The organism is Vibrio sp. 10N.286.51.E5 (assembly GCF_041469125.1).
Lineage (GTDB): Bacteria > Pseudomonadota > Gammaproteobacteria > Enterobacterales > Vibrionaceae > Vibrio > Vibrio crassostreae_C.
The window spans coordinates 1-15,900 of sequence record NZ_JBFRJZ010000073.1 but is presented as its reverse complement, the minus strand read 5'-3'; the positions used below and the strand labels follow the sequence as shown (position 1 = coordinate 15,900).

Here is a 15,900-nt window from a genome sequence, read left to right as displayed (position 1 = left end):
CAATTGACATAAAATAGTACAAATATACATTATCACTCTACTCTTATGGATAAGTGAGATAAATGTGAATAAGTCAATCTTCGTCGTAGTACTCGCTTCGCTTACGTATGGCTGCGGTGGAAGCAGTTCCAGTGACTCAAGTGACAGTAGTGATCCTTCTGATACCAATAACCCAGGAACGTCTTATGGTGTTGTTGCTCCCTATGATATTGCCAAATATCAAAACATCCTTTCCAGTTCAGATCTTCAGGTATCTGATCCTAATGGAGAGGAGGGCAATAAAACCTCTGAAGTCAAAGATGGTAACTTCGATGGTTATGTCAGTGATTATTTTTATGCTGACGAAGAGACTGAGAATCTTATCTTCAAAATGGAGAACTACAAGATGCGCTCAGAAGTTCGTGAAGGAGAAAACTTCGATATCAATGAAGCGGGCGTTAGACGCAGTCTACATGCGGAAATAAGCCTACCTGATATTGAGTATGCAATGGCGAGTTCTCCCGCTGATCACGATGAAGTGACCGTGCTACAGATCCACAATAAAGGCACGGACGAGAGTGGTACGGGTTATATCCCTCATCCACTATTGCGTGTGGTTTGGGAGCAAGAACGAGATGGGCTCACAGGTCACTATTGGGCAGTCATGAAAAACAATGCCATTGACTGTAGCAGTGCCGCTGACTCTTCAGATTGTTATGCCACTTCATATAATCGCTACGATTTGGGAGAGGCGGATCTCGATAGCTTCACCAAATTTGATCTTTCTGTTTATGAAAACACCCTTTCGATCAAAGTGAACGATGAAGTTAAAGTCGACGAAGACATCACCTACTGGCAGCACCTACTGAGTTACTTTAAAGCGGGTATCTACAATCAATTTGAAAATGGTGAAGCCACGGCCCACTTTCAGGCACTGCGATACACCACCACACAGGTCAATGGATCAAACGATTGGGATATTAACGATTGGAAGTTGACGATTCCGCCGAGCAAGAATGATTGGTATGAAAATGGTGACGGCGATAGTGCTGCTGAACTAGAACCTGAGCGCTGTGAATCGAGCAAAGACCTCCTCGCCAACGACAGTGATGTCTACGACAGCGATATTGGTCTTTCTTATTTCAATACCGATGAAGGGAGAATGCACTTTAGAGCAGATATGGGTTATGGCACTAGTACACAAAACTCTAACTATATTCGTTCTGAGCTCAGGGAGTTGTATCAAAGCAGTGCTCAGCCGGATTGCAGTACCAGCGATGAAGACACAAGTTGGTATTTGAACGATACAAGAACCAATAAAACTAACCATCAGCTCACCGCTACCTTGCGAGTTGAAGATTACCCGAACATCAACAATCAAGATCCAAAAGTGGTACTTGGACAAATCCATGGTTGGAAGATCAATCAAGCATTAGTGAAGCTGTTATGGGAAGGCGAGAGTAAGCCGGTAAGAGTGATACTGAACTCTGATTTTGAGCGCAACAACCAAGACTGTAATCATTGTGACCCGTTTAGTGTCGAGTTAGGGACTTATTCGGCAAGTGAAGAGTGGCGATATACGATTCGTGCCAATCAAGACGGTGTCTACTTGGCAACTCATGATTTAGATGGGACCAACACCGTTTCTCATTTAATCCCTTGGGGACAAGATTACACAGATAAAGATGGGGACACGGTTTCGTTAACATCAGATTGGACATCGACAGACATCGCTTTCTATTTCAAAGCGGGCATCTATCCACAGTTTAAGCCGGACAGCGACTATATCGGCGAGGTGTTTGATGTGAGCTTTAGTTCTCTTAGAGCTGAACATTATTGAGTTAGCTGACGTTTGAGTAACAACAATGAATGCTTTAAAGACCATATTGATTCCTAACAATGTGGTCTTTTTTTTAACTGCTGCGACACTTTTGAATGATGTGTTCTGAACGACAAATGCTCTGCTCGAGTGATGCAAATTCTCACCATTACCGCTTGGTTTTTTTGCCCTTGATAGCCCATTTCGCATTCTAAATTTTTATATATTGTCTTTTATCAATAGGAAGTGTGATCCAGTTAAAGTATGGAAAAAGCGGAAAGTGTTCCCAGTCTCATTTATTCAACGAAGTGTTTTATTTGTATTATAAGATTACGTAATATTTTTGTGTTGTCGCAAATACTGAGAGGGGAATTGCCTTATAGCTCGTGTTTGCCAATTTTGTTTTCACTTACAAACGCTGCCTTTGTAATATAATAATGGATTAAATATGAAACAAATCACTCTAAAAACCTTACTCGCTTCTTCTATTCTACTTGCGGTTGGTTGTGCGAGCACGAGCACGCCTACTGCTGATTTTCCAAATAATAAAGAAACTGGTGAAGCGCTTCTAACGCCAGTTGCTGTTACCGCTAGTAGCCATGATGGCAACGGCCCTGATCGTCTCGTTGACCAAGACCTAACAACACGTTGGTCATCTGCGGGTGACGGTGAGTGGGCAACGCTAGACTATGGCTCAGTGCAAGAATTTGATGCCGTTCAAGCATCTTTCAGCAAAGGTAACGAGCGCCAATCTAAATTTGATATTCAAGTGAGTGTAGATGGCGAAAACTGGACAACCGTGCTTGAAAACCAACTGAGCTCAGGTAAAGCGATTGGCCTAGAGCGTTTCCAATTCGAGCCAGCAGTGCAAGCGCGCTACGTAAGATACGTTGGTCACGGTAACACCAAAAACGGTTGGAACAGTGTAACGGGATTAGCTGCGGTTAACTGTAGCATTAATGCTTGTCCCGCTAGCCATATCATTACTTCAGATGTAGTAGCTGCAGAAGCGGCAATGATCGCTGAAATGAAAGCGGCGGAAAAAGCACGCAAAGATGCGCGCAAAGATCTTCGTTCTGGTAACTTCGGTGTAGCAGCGGTTTACCCTTGTGATACTACAGTTGAATGTGATACGCGCAGTGCATTACCAATTCCGACAGGCCTGCCAGCGACACCAGTTGCAGGTAACGCGCCAAGTGAAAACTTTGACATGACGCATTGGTACCTATCTCAACCATTCGACCATGACAAAAACGGTAAGCCTGATGACGTTTCTGAGTGGAACCTTGCAAACGGTTACCAACACCCAGAGATCTTCTACACAGCTGACGATGGTGGTCTGGTATTCAAGTCTTACGTGAAAGGTGTTCGTACCTCTAAAAATACTAAGTATGCGCGTACAGAGCTTCGTGAAATGATGCGTCGTGGTGACCAGTCTATTAGCACTAAAGGTGTTAACAAGAACAACTGGGTATTCTCAAGCGCACCTGAATCTGACCTAGAAGCTGCTGCTGGTATTGACGGCGTTCTAGAAGCAACGTTGAAAATCGATCACGCAACAACGACAGGTAATGCGAACGAAGTAGGCCGCTTTATCATTGGTCAGATTCACGATCAAAACGATGAACCAATTCGTTTGTACTACCGTAAACTGCCAAACCAAGCAACGGGTGCGGTTTACTTCGCACATGAAAGCCAAGACGCAATTAAAGAGGACTTCTACCCTCTAGTGGGCGACATGACGGCTGAAGTGGGTGACGATGGTATCGCGCTTGGCGAAGTGTTCAGCTACCGTATTGACGTTAAAGGTAATACAATGACAGTAACACTAATGCGTGAAGGCAAAGATGACGTTGTACAAGTGGTTGATATGAGCAACAGCGGTTACGACGTAGGCGGCAAGTACATGTACTTCAAAGCCGGTGTTTACAACCAAAACATCAGCGGCGACCTAGACGATTACTCACAAGCGACTTTCTACCAGCTAGACGTATCGCACGATCAGTATCAGGAATAATGAATAAGTTGAATTTACAACTAAAATGGCAGCTATTATTAGCTGCCATTTTTTCATTACCGATAGGACTACTTTTATTTAATCCTAAGGCTTCGCTCTACAAGTTTTGGGTTTTAGGATACTTCGTCAATAAAAAAGGTTCAACGCGGATTAGCGGGAACTAAAAAAAACGGCAGTAAGTGATATGGTTTAGTCGCCAAACAAAAACCATACACAAACGACCGTTTTCATGCCGAATCATACTTTCCTACCTTCATTCTGGGAAGGTTTTCAAATAATAAAGTCTCATCAGACAGCATCACTTATTACCCTGATTCTTAAACCTAACTCTGAGGCTAAGTGCCTTTGTGGTCTCGAGGCCGAGGCTATTCATGAGTATCAATGGCGTCATGTAAAAGAGGCCATGTTGCTCGGTGTTCCTGTTGAACTTTCCGTTCAAACACGAAGAATTAAGTGTCGTGACTGCGGCATAAAAACAGAATCTCTATCTTGGTTGGAGCTTTAAGCTCGTATAACGGAGTGCCTAAAAAGATATATAGAACAAATGCTTACTGAAGATAAAAGCGGCTTTCCCCGGAAAGCCGCGATGAACCATAAAAAAGGCTTAGAAATTTATAAGCCTTTTTAAAGAATGGATAGTCACCATGTTTAAAATGAGTATGTAACACCAACGCGTGTTTTTAACTGACGTTCATTCTCTTCCGCTGAGCCGTAATCTGATGTCCAAAATTCAACATAAGGTCTTAGGTTATCGAATTTATAGCCGATTTTTACACCTAAATCCCATTCCCAATCTTCACCATTCGCTTTGACTTGATCTTCGTAGCTTTTGACGTAGTTCGCCTCATAACTTAATTGAAGGTTTTTTAAATCTTCGTCTTGGAATTTATAAGCGCCAGTCAATGTAAATTTACCTTGCTGAACAGTCTCACCAGCTAATGCTATTTTGTCGCCGTTAACTTTTGTGAGAGAACTGCTTGAACTGTCTGTGTAGTTTTGGAATTCATGACGGTAACGAAGAGCCGTTGTTAGACCGAAGTCAGCTTTATACCCAACACGAAACTGTGGTTTAAATGTTGTTTTTTCATCGCCGAACGTAATAGGCATACCTGGCTGCAAATACCACTTTTCATCTAACGCATAACGAACACCCCAATCAAACTCAGAATCTCCGCGTTCCAATTGGTTATATATATCGCCTTCTGCATTTGGAGCGAACTTTTGTTCAACGCTAAAATATAGCTTTGTCTCGTCTGCTATTTTCGTACTTCCGCCAATTTTAATACGATGCGCGTATTTATCGTCTTCATGCTTATGTTCTGCACGGTAATCAAGAGTTGCGCCAGTCGCTGTGCCTGCAAGAAGAGTTGTAACAACAATTGCAGCAATTTTTGTAACAGAGTTCATACCTTTGTCTCACTATTATTTTTTATTTTGGATACATCCAATATACCCATGGCTCACAATTTAACACTATAAATGGTATTAAATTAATGTATGACAAATATGGTATTTATTACCGCTTAGTATTTCTGTGATATCTATCAAGAAGTTCTGAATAATGGAGTGAATATATAGTTAAATGTAATGAATGTCCCAGTTTTGCGCCTATTTATTAGGTTGAGCATGACTCGCTTCTCATATTTATAATTCTTGAGAATATACGAAATTAAAAATGTTAAAATAAGACAAATATTCGATTTATCTTTGGGGTTTGGTGGTGATGGCAACCTTGGTTGTTACGAGTGGCTGCTTTATCCAAGAGATCTTGTTCGAAAAGATAAGAGCTGTATTTGAGTGTGTTTAACAAGCTGTTAACCCTAATTTTTGTGGTTGGACTATTTAAATTGAAGAAAATAGTTATTGCGAATCAGTGTTCAAAGTATTTTCTGTGCTGAGAGAACTTGGTACTTATTTAACAATAAAGGATGAGTCATGTTTAAGAAAAACATATTGGCAGTGGCGTTATTAGCGACTGTACCAATGGTTACTTTCGCAAATAACGGTGTTTCTTACCCCGTACCTGCCGATAAATTCGATATGCATAATTGGAAAATAACCATACCTTCAGATATTAATGAAGATGGTCGTGTTGATGAAATAGAGGGGGTAGCCATGATGAGCTACTCACATAGTGATTTCTTCCATCTTGATAAAGACGGTAACCTTGTATTTGAAGTTCAGAACCAAGCGATTACGACAAAAAATTCGAAGAATGCGCGTTCTGAATTACGACAAATGCCAAGAGGCGCAGATTTCTCTATCGATACGGCGGACAAAGGAAACCAATGGGCATTGTCTAGCCATCCATCAGCAAGCGAGTACAGTGCCGTTGGCGGCACGCTAGAAGCGACCCTAAAAGTGAATCACGTAGCGATTAACGCTAAGTACCCAGAAAAGTACCCAGCTCACTCGGTGGTTGTTGGTCAGATTCACGCTAAAAAACATAATGAGTTAATCAAAGCTGGAACTGGTTACGGGCATGGTAATGAACCACTAAAGATCTTCTATAAGAAGTTTCCTGGCCAAGAAATGGGTTCAGTATTTTGGAACTATGAGCGTAACCTAGAGAAAAAAGATCCTAACCGTGCCGATATAGCTTACCCTGTTTGGGGTAACACTTGGGAAAACCCAGCGGAACCGGGTGAAGCAGGCATTGCTCTTGGTGAAGAGTTTAGCTACAAAGTGGAAGTGAAAGGCACCATGATGTACCTAACGTTTGAAACAGAACGTCACGATACGGTTAAGTATGAAATCGATCTGAGCAAGGGTATTGATGAGCTTGATTCACCAACGGGTTATGCTGAAGATGATTTCTATTACAAAGCGGGCGCATACGGCCAATGTAGCGTGAGCGATTCTCACCCTGTATGGGGGCCAGGTTGTGGCGGTACTGGCGATTTCGCTGTCGATAAAAAGAATGGCGACTATAACAGTGTGACTTTCTCGGCACTAAAGTTGAACGGCAAATAGTACATAAGGCTAGTTAGAAACAGGCCTTAAGGAATGTTTTCGAAGACCACTGAACCGAATGTTGAGTGGTCTTTTTGTTTTCTATGAGATTTAAGATGAGCCGGGTATCAGCGAGAGTACAATGAAGCTTACCAATGAACGGTACAGCTGAAACAATACAACCTTGTCAAAAGACAAGGTTGTAATCAGAAAGCGTAGAAAGATTTTAGGACGGCGACTCGATACCGGACTTAGTCATACATCAACTCTTTAGCTTTGTCGGCATCAAACTCCTTTAGAGACTTTCGAGCTAAGTGACGGAATGGGAAAGCTTTAACGACTTCTTCGAATGGTTGGATAGCAAAGGCCCAAAAGATAGAGCCATCTAAACCAAAGATGATCAATGCACACAATGGAATTGAAATTACCCATTGACCAGTAAAGTTGATTTTGAAGACTGCGGTCGTTTTTCCTAGTGCTCTTAGTACATTCCCATGAACCGTGTTGTAGCCACGAACAATTGGCAAGAATATGTAGAGTGGGGCGATAACGGCCAATGCTTGATAGGTAGATTCATCCAAGTTCGGGTAAATGTCACCAATGACCAGACTTAATCCTGCGAACAAGATTGCACACACAAAAGAAATGACGACCGCAATATCAATACTGGTATCGACGTTTTTGACTAGGTCATCCATCTTTTTAGAGCCAATCGCTTGGCTGATAGTAATTGCGGAAGAGTGAGCCCAAGCGGTAATAAATTGAGAGACAGCCCTGATCCAAGGCATCACCAAAGTAATCGCTACGTAAGCGTTGATGTTAAGTTGCGAATACAACAATTGATATATCGTTGCGCCAATCAAAAGCATGGTCACGTTCGCTGCTACAGGGAATATTTCGATAAAGTGACGGCGAACGTTGGTAAAGAATTCAGAGCGCTGAGCGTCTAATTTGAGTGAAATCGCTGAGCTTAAATGCACGCACAAAACCAAATACAGCAAGCGGATCGTTATTGCAATAATGCTGCCTAATGCAGCGCCTTGTACTCCAATCCCTTCAAAATTAGAAAAACCATGAATCAGCACATATGAGAGTACAGCATTGATAGGCAGTTCAATTAAGTAACCTTTGAATGGGACTTTAGTTCTGCCTAGCGCATTAAATAAAGCAATGATCACCTGCGTTAACGCGGTAAAAATAACGATGTATTTCGAGATGTCTAGATAGCGGCTGATTTCTAAGTGAAGGGAAGCGTCATCTGTTAAAGCTTGAATCAAGGGTTGTTCGAAAAAAGTAAGTAGAAGCCAAAATAGTGTTGCTACGCCAAGGTTGATAAATAACCCTGCCCAAAATGCTTTAGATAATGATGCGGCGATGCCAGAGCCCACTGCGCGGCTTAATACTAACTGAGTACCGTTTGCCAGCGCCATTTGAATTCCCAGTACAAAGGCAACGATAGTCGTCGCAATCCCCATTGCAGCTAAAGGGATTTCACCAAGAGGAGAGACAAGCAGTGTGTCGATCATCAACATCGACTGCATCAAGATACCGTTTAAGGCGAGGGGCCAGGCGAGAGAGAAATTTTTCCTTACGTACGATTGTGAAGACACAAACAACACCTTATGTGTATAACCGTAAGCTTTCTCTGAGGTGGCGGAGTAGAGCGTTTAAAGAAGAAAACACTACGGTAGTTGATGGTTAAAAAATGGGTGCTAAAACAAGACTGACTTGTGTCTTTGAAAAACAAGTCAGTTTGGTTAATCTCGGTTATGCGATGGCTAATTCAACCCTAGACAGCTTTTGGTTCTCATCGTCTAGCAGGACTTGAGAAGCAATTCGAGCTTGCTTGGTATCGCCAGACATTATTGCGTCGTAAATCGCTTTGTGTTCTTCTAAACAGAAGCGACCGCCTTCAGCGGAGTGGTCGATAAACTGCTTGAAGATAGTCGACAGAATGTTCGCGAATGGAATGTAAAATTGATTACCTGTCGATAAGAAAATCGTTTGGTGAAACAGGTGATCGTTGGTCGTCCACTCTTCATAATCGAAGCTATTTGCTGCGATGGTCATTTTCTGGAAAAGAATCGAAAGCTCTTTGCGTTGCTCTACAGTTGCATTGGTTGCAGCGAGCGCACACGCTTCCGGGTCAATCGCTTTTCTTAAGCCTAAAAATTGAGACAAGAAGGGTTTAGTATCTTCTAAATCTTGGATCCAGTACAGCAATTGCGGGTCCAAGAAGTGCCACTGTGTTCTCGGTTTGATACGAGTGCCCACTTTTGGCTTCGACTCGATTAAACCTTTTGCCGAAAGTAGCTTAGTTGATTCTCGAAGGGCAGTTCTGCTCACTCCAAAGATTTCGCACAGCTCCATTTCGCTGGGTAACTTTTGATTTTCTTCTAACTCGCCTGACAAGATCTTGCGAGCAATTTGTCTCGCCACTTGAACATGAATTCGGCGGCTTGAATCTTCCACCAATGTAAATATTGACATTTAAACCACCTGAAATTGAAACTTTGAAAACACTAAAAGCCAGACGAATCTGGTGTTTAGTGTCAGTGTATACGTCGAATTTAGTGTGAGGTTTTCCCTCATCTACTCTGGTCTGTTGACCTTATATAGTGTGGCGAACTTAAATCGCTGAGTGAGCTTATATAAACCAGCTAACTAAGGCGTTATTTGTCCGCCATTAACATCTAGGATTTGACCTGTGATGTAACCGCTGCAAGCGTGCGATGCAAAGAAAGCAAATGAAGGAGCAACTTCATCAATATTGCCAAAGCGTCCCATTGGAATGTTGTTAGCAATGGTCGCTTTCAAATCGTCGCTCTTGCCATCGTGAAATGCGGTGTCGATAGTGCCCGGTGAAACAATGTTGAAACGGATATTGTCTTGCGCGAACTCTTTCACCCAATTGCGGTGAATGTCGTGTAACCAAGCCTTAGACGCGGCATAGATGCCTGCACCAACACCACCGCCTTCGCGAGCGGCAATCGAACCCGTGCTAATCACACAAGATGTTTGCCCGGACTCAGCAGCAGAGGCGCGTAAGTGCGGGATAGAGAACTTGGTTGTCATCAGCGCAGAGCGAACATTAAGGTTCATTACGCGCTCATAAAACTCATCATCGATATTTTCTAGATTGGCGCGACCACCAAGGCCACCGGCGTTGTTAATCAACACGTCCATGCCACCAAAATGATCAGTGAACTCTTTGACTAACCTTTCGCACTCTAATGTGTACATTAGGTTTGCAGGAAAAAAGGCAACATCGCCACCCAGTGCGGTAAGTTCAGATAGAACGTCATCAACTTTTGGGCTAGAAGCACGACTATTGATACCAATTTTTGCACCATACTTTGCGAAAATACGTGCTGTAGCTAAGCCCATACCTGCAGTAGAGCCAGTAATTAGAATGCGTTTGCCTTTTAAATCGTTAAACATCAGAGCCGCCTATATTGTAGATTATTCACGCCAATAAATCATACAATAACACTTGCTATATTCAAGGGTGTTTATCTAAAAACGGGTTATTACCGACATAAATAGTGAGAGTAAGGGTGGTTTTGTGAGTTCACGCATACATTGAAATAGTAAATGAGAACTATTTGTATGAATTAATAGGTTGAATTGGTTTTATAAACCTAAAGATGAGCAGGTTTGTGAAATATTGCTCCAGCCTTTATTGGTAGTGACCTCACGTTATTCTGATGCTGTGTTGGTGAAGATATAAATCAGTGCTATAGTCCGGGTTAAATAATACATATCTAATAAGTAAGTAGACACATGGCTGGCTCTTTCAATTCTATTTCAGGCTCTAAGCGAAGCCTTCATGTGCAAGTTGCACGTGAAATCGCTCGTGGTATTTTGTCGGGCAATTTGCCTCAAGGTTCTATTATCCCTGGTGAAATGGCTCTGTGTGAGCAATTTGGTATCAGTAGAACAGCATTAAGAGAAGCGGTTAAGCTTCTTACTTCAAAAGGTCTATTAGAATCTCGTCCTAAGATTGGTACTCGCGTTGTTAACCGCGCGTTCTGGAACTTCTTAGATCCACAATTGATCGAATGGATGGACGGTTTGGCCGATACAGACCAATTCTGTCATCAGTTTTTGGGTTTACGCCGCGCGATTGAACCAGAAGCGTGTGCTTTAGCTGCTCAGTTCGCGAGTGCAGAACAACGCATTGAGCTGTCTAGTATTTTCCAACAAATGGTAGAAATCTCTAGCGAAGAAACGCTTGATCAAGAGCGTTGGCTAGATATTGATATGAAATTCCATAGCCTGATCTTCAATGCAACAGGTAACGACTTCTACCTTCCATTTGGTAACATCTTAACGACCATGTTTGTTAACTTTATTTCTCACTCTTCTGAAGAGGGAAGTACTTGTATTAACGAACACCGCCAGATTTATGAAGCAATCATGGCAGGTAATAGTGACAAAGCACGCCACGCGTCAGCAAGTCATCTGTTAGAAACAAACCACAGATTACCAGCCGCTAGTTAATTGTTTTCACTGTTATTTTAGCTTTGATCGTTTTGCATTATCGACGAGAGGTCATTCTCGTAAAACTAGGGTAGTCAAAGTTAAAATTACGGTTGTACAGAAGCTAACTTCAGTAGCGACCTCTAAAAAGCACGTTTCATACGTGCTTTTTTTGCATCCAAATTTGATGAAAACCTGACTGGTGTCCAATATTTAATCTATTATTTGCTGTTTCGTTAAAAGCACTAGTAACCAGTATTTTAAGTTATATAATAATACTAATTAAATTATTGTGAGTGTGATTATGCCCCAGTCTCTACTGCCAAATATTCTTCAATTCATAGGTCAAATCGACCCATTCGATAAGATCCCTAAAGAAGCACTTCGCGAACTTGCGTCTAACGTGCAAATTACTTATCTCGGTAAGGGAGATGTGGTTGATTTGTGTGAGTCGGGGAAGGAAAAATCGCTCTATATCATTCGAACGGGCTCTATGGAGCAACGAAAATCGGATGGTGTGCTTCGTGCTCGTCTAGGCAGTGAAGATTTGTTCGGCTTTACGTTCTTAGATTCTGAAGTCAACGACGAAAAAGGCTATAGAGCTGTCGCAATCGAGAACACCTTGCTTTATGTGATTCCACACTCGGCACTTCAAACGCTTTTCAAAGCCTTTCCAAGTTGCGCAGAACACTTTGCTTCACAGGCGCAGGTTCGCTTGAAGTCGGCACTGGATGTGGTTTGGTCAAATAAAGAGAAAGGCCTATTCATTCGTAAAGTCGAAGAAGTGGCAAGCGGGCAGGTGGCGATTGTTAAGTCTGAGCAAACCATCCAGTCGGTTGCGGTTGAAATGCTTCATCAACGCTCACCGTGTGCCGTGATCTATGAAGGTGACACCATTGTTGGTTTGATCACCGACCGAGACATGACTAAGCGAGTTATCGCCCACGGCGTGAGTACTGATAGCCTGATCTCAGAGGTAATGACGCACTCTCCACTTACGGTAAAACCGGATGATCTCGTATTGCATGCTGCGTCTATCATGATGCAATTCAATATCCGTAACTTGCCCGTTGTGAAAGAGAATAAGGTCGTTGGTCTTCTTACTACATCTCATTTGGTTCAAAACCACCGTGTTCAAGCGATATTCTTGATCGAGAAAATCAAATACGCGGGCAGCGTGAAAACCATGTCTTCGTTCACCTCAGAGCGCCAAGCTATTTTTGAAGCGCTGGTGGAAGGTAAAGTAGCGCCTGAAACAGTCGGCAAGGTAATGACCATGATTATGGATGCCTACACCCGCCGATTGATTCAGATAGCGATTGATAAGTTAGGCCCACCACCGTGTGATTTCTCTTGGATCGTAGCCGGATCGCATGCGCGTAATGAAGTGCACATGCTATCGGACCAAGACAGCGCGATTGTTCTGGCTGACGATGCAACAGACAGTGACCGTATTTACTTCAAGCACTTAGCGATGATGGTGACCAACGGCTTAGCAAGTTGTCACTACCCATTATGTCCAGGTAAATTCATGGCTGCGACGCCAAAATGGTGTCAGCCACTCAGCGTGTGGAAGCACTACTACAAGAAGTGGGTGGCTAACCCAGAGTATGAACGCTTGCTTAACATCAGTGTGTTCCTAGAAATTCGTACTATCTACGGCAACAGTGAGTTCGAAGGTATTCTTCGCGATGAGCTGCATAGCAATATTCGCGGTAACCGTGAGTTTTTAAGCACGCTAGTGAAAGACGCGGTCAATACCAACCCGCCACTTGGCATCTTCAATAGCTTAGTGCTAGAGAAGTCAGGTGAGAATAAGAAAACGCTGAACGTGAAGAAGTACGCGATCAACTTGATTATCGACTTAGCGCGTATTTATGGCCTTGCTGTGGAGTGCGATTTGTCGGCGACTGACGAACGTTTCGCTGCTGCCAATGAAAAAGGCATGCTGAGCGACGATGCATTCAAGAACATTCTGGGTGCTTACCAGTTCATTCTCTCTTTCCGTTTTGGTCATCAACTTGAAGCGCTGAAGAACGGGGATGTGCCTGACAACAACATCAACCCAGATAGCTTTGGTAGCTTTGAACGTAAACATTTGAAAGATGCCTTTAGGATCATTGCTGACCTTCAAGAAGCGGCGAAAATTCGTTTCGGAGCACGTTAATGAAAGCCTTGTTAAACTATTTTCACCCGCTTGAGCGAATTAAACGTAAACGTAAGCAATATTTGGGAACGGTTAAGTTGCCAGAGGCGTTACATGATCTCGTAGAGCAGCCTTGTCCTGAAATGACGGACTTGGCCAAAGACAGCGAATACATCATTTTAGATCTCGAAACCACGGGCTTAGACAGTGAGCAAGACCTTATCTTATCTATGGGGTGGGTCGATGTGGTTAAAGGGAGAATCGACTTAGCGTCAGCCAAGCATATTTATCTGAATAACGATTCTCAGATCAACGCTGAAACCGCTGTTATCAACCATATAACGCCGCAAATGTTGGAAGAGGGCGCGTCTATTCATGATGCGATGCTGACGTTCTTCGAAGCAGCGAAAGGCAAGATTATTGTCGCGCACGCTTGCATGGTAGAAGAGAGGTTCATTAGCCAATATCTTCTTCGTTGCTATGGTTTACGAGCGATTCCTCTGCTTTGGCTAGACACATTGTGTATCGAAAAGAGCATGGAGAAAGCGATCAGCAATCATGAAGAAGTGGATTTGACTCTAGCAGGCACTCGCGAAAGGTACGGGCTTCCTGAGTACAACAGCCACAATGCATTAGCCGATGCCGTTTCGACAGCGGAATTGTTTTTGGCTCAGCAGAAGCGAGTTGTGCCTAACGATAATGTGACCGTTGCCTTTCTCTATCGGATTAGTCACTAGGAAAAAGAGCTGCAAGTGCGCGGCTCTTATTTTACTGATTTTAAAGGAAAAAAAGCCAGCGATTAAGCTGGCTTTTGTTTAGGTCTTAGAAAATTAGGACAGTAATTATCTTAGATTATTCATGTAGCTATCGATTAGAAGCTGTAAGTTAGACCAACACGGCTACGCAGTTCACGAGTCGCTTTAGTTGATGAAGTGCTCACATCACCAAACTCTACATATGGTGCCCATTGACCCATAATATGGCGAATGCTTGCGTTCAACTCGTAGTTGGTATCGTCGTTGTCGTAGATGTCATAGCCATCCGCTTTGTAGTAGTTACCTTCTAGACCAAAGCGCCAGTTTTCCATTGAGTAGTTAACGTTTGCCGTTAGACGGTGACGACGTTGATTAGAAACGTTTTTATCAACCGTGATTGGAACACCGTCACTATCAACAATAACATCACCATTGTCATCGAATTGATACTCTGAGCTGCTAGTGTTCTGTCTCATATCGTAACGGTAACGAGCACTTAGGCTTAGACCATCAACGCTATCCACTTTGTATGTTGCACGAACTTGAGGCTTGTATGTAACGCCAGATTCACGACCTTCAATTGGCATACCGTAAGTCATTGTCCAGTTATCGTTTAGTACATGACGGTAGTTTAGACCAAGCTCCCAACCATTGTTCTTCAAATCTTCCATGAATTTACCGTCTTCTCCCTTGAATTTCGCTTCGATATCTACAAGGAAGTTGCCAATGCTATCGCCAAGTTTTACACGAGTAGCGTGTTGATCTGTATGACTCTTGTATTCGTGTCTCATATCGAAAGACGCAGCAGATACAGAGCCAGCAGCGAGTACAGATGCCACAGCAATCACGATTTTAGTTTTATTCATGGTATTAATTCCATATTTATAGGTTGAGTATTGGCCATAATTACAAGCCAAATAGAGTAGTTCTTGTCTTAAATGCATTTTGTTTTTGAAATTATTTCTTGGTTATTTCAAATTTATTTTGCATTTAAATAATACAAATATGGTAGCGATCCGAGGCGTGATGATCTGTGAACTTGATCGTGTTGTTAGGACAAAACCACTATTTACAAAGGGTTACAAAATCGAGTTGTTTCGTTAAGTTGATGTTTTTTAGTGATTTGTTTGGCTGTTGATAATGGTTTTGAAGAGTTTTGTTCATCAATAAATGTGCGCTACAGCAAAAATTGAACCTTTAGATATCATTTTTATTTGTAATACATTATTATTTACTAACTTTCTTTAGCAACACATAACTTTGCTGTGTTGATTGCATGAACAGACGGTGTGAAGCCGAATAAGTAAGAGTGGTCTTGAAGCTAAATGGATTAAATCCACCGCTTTAAGAACATGAGACATTTACTTGAGGTGATTTAAAGCTCAATCAGAGAAGGTTTGAAATGTAGTAGGCAAGGTAGTGACATAGCCTGCTATATAAGTATGAACTTGATAGGAATGAACTGGGTTCGAATCGTTACCCGTTGTTCTCATCAGCGACAAAGAAGAAATCGTTGAAGTGCTTGCGAAAGCATTTTGATTATTGCTCCCAACTATTCTAATTATAACTTCTGCTTTCATCTAGAAAGGTAGGAGATGGTAGTCGAAGATCTACCCTTGCGCTCATGTTGATACAGGCAACATGAGCGTTTTTTTATTTTAAATTTGAGTAGAGAGTCGTGTGCGGCTCAATAAGCGTGTAAACCGCGGCTTAAGAATAGGCTTTTAGGTGAGCCTGTAATTTAAATTGT

11 protein-coding genes are annotated in these 15,900 nt (G+C 42.4%); 6 read left to right on the top strand and 5 right to left on the bottom strand.

Annotated features, from left to right (window positions below; all coding sequences use genetic code 11):
• Nucleotides 1–64 precede the first annotated feature (64 nt).
• Entirely contained in the window at nucleotides 65–1,819 is a 1,755-nt protein-coding gene (locus AB4161_RS20695; RefSeq protein WP_372084144.1) for a polysaccharide lyase family 7 protein, read from the top strand.
• Between the two features lie 427 nt (nucleotides 1,820–2,246).
• Nucleotides 2,247–3,815, top strand: a complete 1,569-nt coding sequence (locus AB4161_RS20690; protein ID WP_372084142.1) for a polysaccharide lyase family 7 protein — start codon at nucleotides 2,247–2,249, stop codon at nucleotides 3,813–3,815.
• Between the two features lie 648 nt (nucleotides 3,816–4,463).
• Here AB4161_RS20690 and AB4161_RS20685 read toward each other — a convergent pair.
• Nucleotides 4,464–5,222, bottom strand: coding sequence for an oligogalacturonate-specific porin KdgM family protein (locus AB4161_RS20685; protein ID WP_372084140.1), 759 nt, complete (start codon nucleotides 5,220–5,222; stop codon nucleotides 4,464–4,466).
• A gap of 528 nt (nucleotides 5,223–5,750) precedes the next feature.
• On the opposite strand from AB4161_RS20685, the gene AB4161_RS20680 reads away from it, so the two are divergent.
• Nucleotides 5,751–6,788, top strand: a complete 1,038-nt coding sequence (locus AB4161_RS20680) for a polysaccharide lyase family 7 protein (protein WP_017061470.1) — start codon at nucleotides 5,751–5,753, stop codon at nucleotides 6,786–6,788.
• 230 nt (nucleotides 6,789–7,018) lie between these two features.
• Here the strand turns inward: AB4161_RS20680 and AB4161_RS20675 are convergent, their stop codons facing one another.
• From AB4161_RS20675 to AB4161_RS20665, 3 genes are all read right to left on the bottom strand, one after another.
• Complete coding sequence (locus AB4161_RS20675) at nucleotides 7,019–8,386, bottom strand: MATE family efflux transporter (RefSeq protein ID WP_080582237.1); 1,368 nt, start codon at nucleotides 8,384–8,386, stop codon at nucleotides 7,019–7,021.
• Nucleotides 8,387–8,534: 148 nt separating this feature from the next.
• Nucleotides 8,535–9,257 carry a FadR/GntR family transcriptional regulator gene (locus tag AB4161_RS20670; RefSeq protein WP_017061468.1) on the bottom strand — a complete coding sequence of 241 codons (723 nt, stop codon included), beginning with the start codon at nucleotides 9,255–9,257 and terminating at the stop codon, nucleotides 8,535–8,537.
• 174 nt (nucleotides 9,258–9,431) lie between these two features.
• Complete coding sequence (locus AB4161_RS20665; protein WP_372084138.1) at nucleotides 9,432–10,208, bottom strand: SDR family NAD(P)-dependent oxidoreductase; 777 nt, start codon at nucleotides 10,206–10,208, stop codon at nucleotides 9,432–9,434.
• A 342-nt stretch (nucleotides 10,209–10,550) separates the two neighbouring features.
• On the opposite strand from AB4161_RS20665, the gene AB4161_RS20660 reads away from it, so the two are divergent.
• The 3 genes from AB4161_RS20660 to AB4161_RS20650 all read left to right on the top strand — a co-directional run bounded on the left by AB4161_RS20660 (nucleotide 10,551) and on the right by AB4161_RS20650 (nucleotide 14,132).
• Nucleotides 10,551–11,270: a FadR/GntR family transcriptional regulator gene (locus tag AB4161_RS20660; RefSeq protein ID WP_017069960.1), complete on the top strand. Its 720-nt coding sequence runs from the start codon at nucleotides 10,551–10,553 to the stop codon at nucleotides 11,268–11,270.
• 283 nt (nucleotides 11,271–11,553) lie between these two features.
• Complete coding sequence (locus AB4161_RS20655) at nucleotides 11,554–13,416, top strand: DUF294 nucleotidyltransferase-like domain-containing protein (RefSeq protein WP_372084137.1); 1,863 nt, start codon at nucleotides 11,554–11,556, stop codon at nucleotides 13,414–13,416.
• Nucleotides 13,416–14,132 (top strand): 3'-5' exonuclease, encoded by a 717-nt coding sequence (locus AB4161_RS20650; protein ID WP_372084135.1) that lies wholly within the window; start codon nucleotides 13,416–13,418, stop codon nucleotides 14,130–14,132. The genes AB4161_RS20655 and AB4161_RS20650 overlap by 1 nt, the downstream gene beginning before the upstream one ends.
• 134 nt (nucleotides 14,133–14,266) lie before the next feature.
• Here AB4161_RS20650 and AB4161_RS20645 read toward each other — a convergent pair whose 3' ends face one another.
• A complete protein-coding gene (locus tag AB4161_RS20645; RefSeq protein ID WP_048616477.1) occupies nucleotides 14,267–15,016 on the bottom strand; it encodes an oligogalacturonate-specific porin KdgM family protein in 750 nt (249 codons plus the stop codon).
• Nucleotides 15,017–15,900 lie beyond the last annotated feature (884 nt).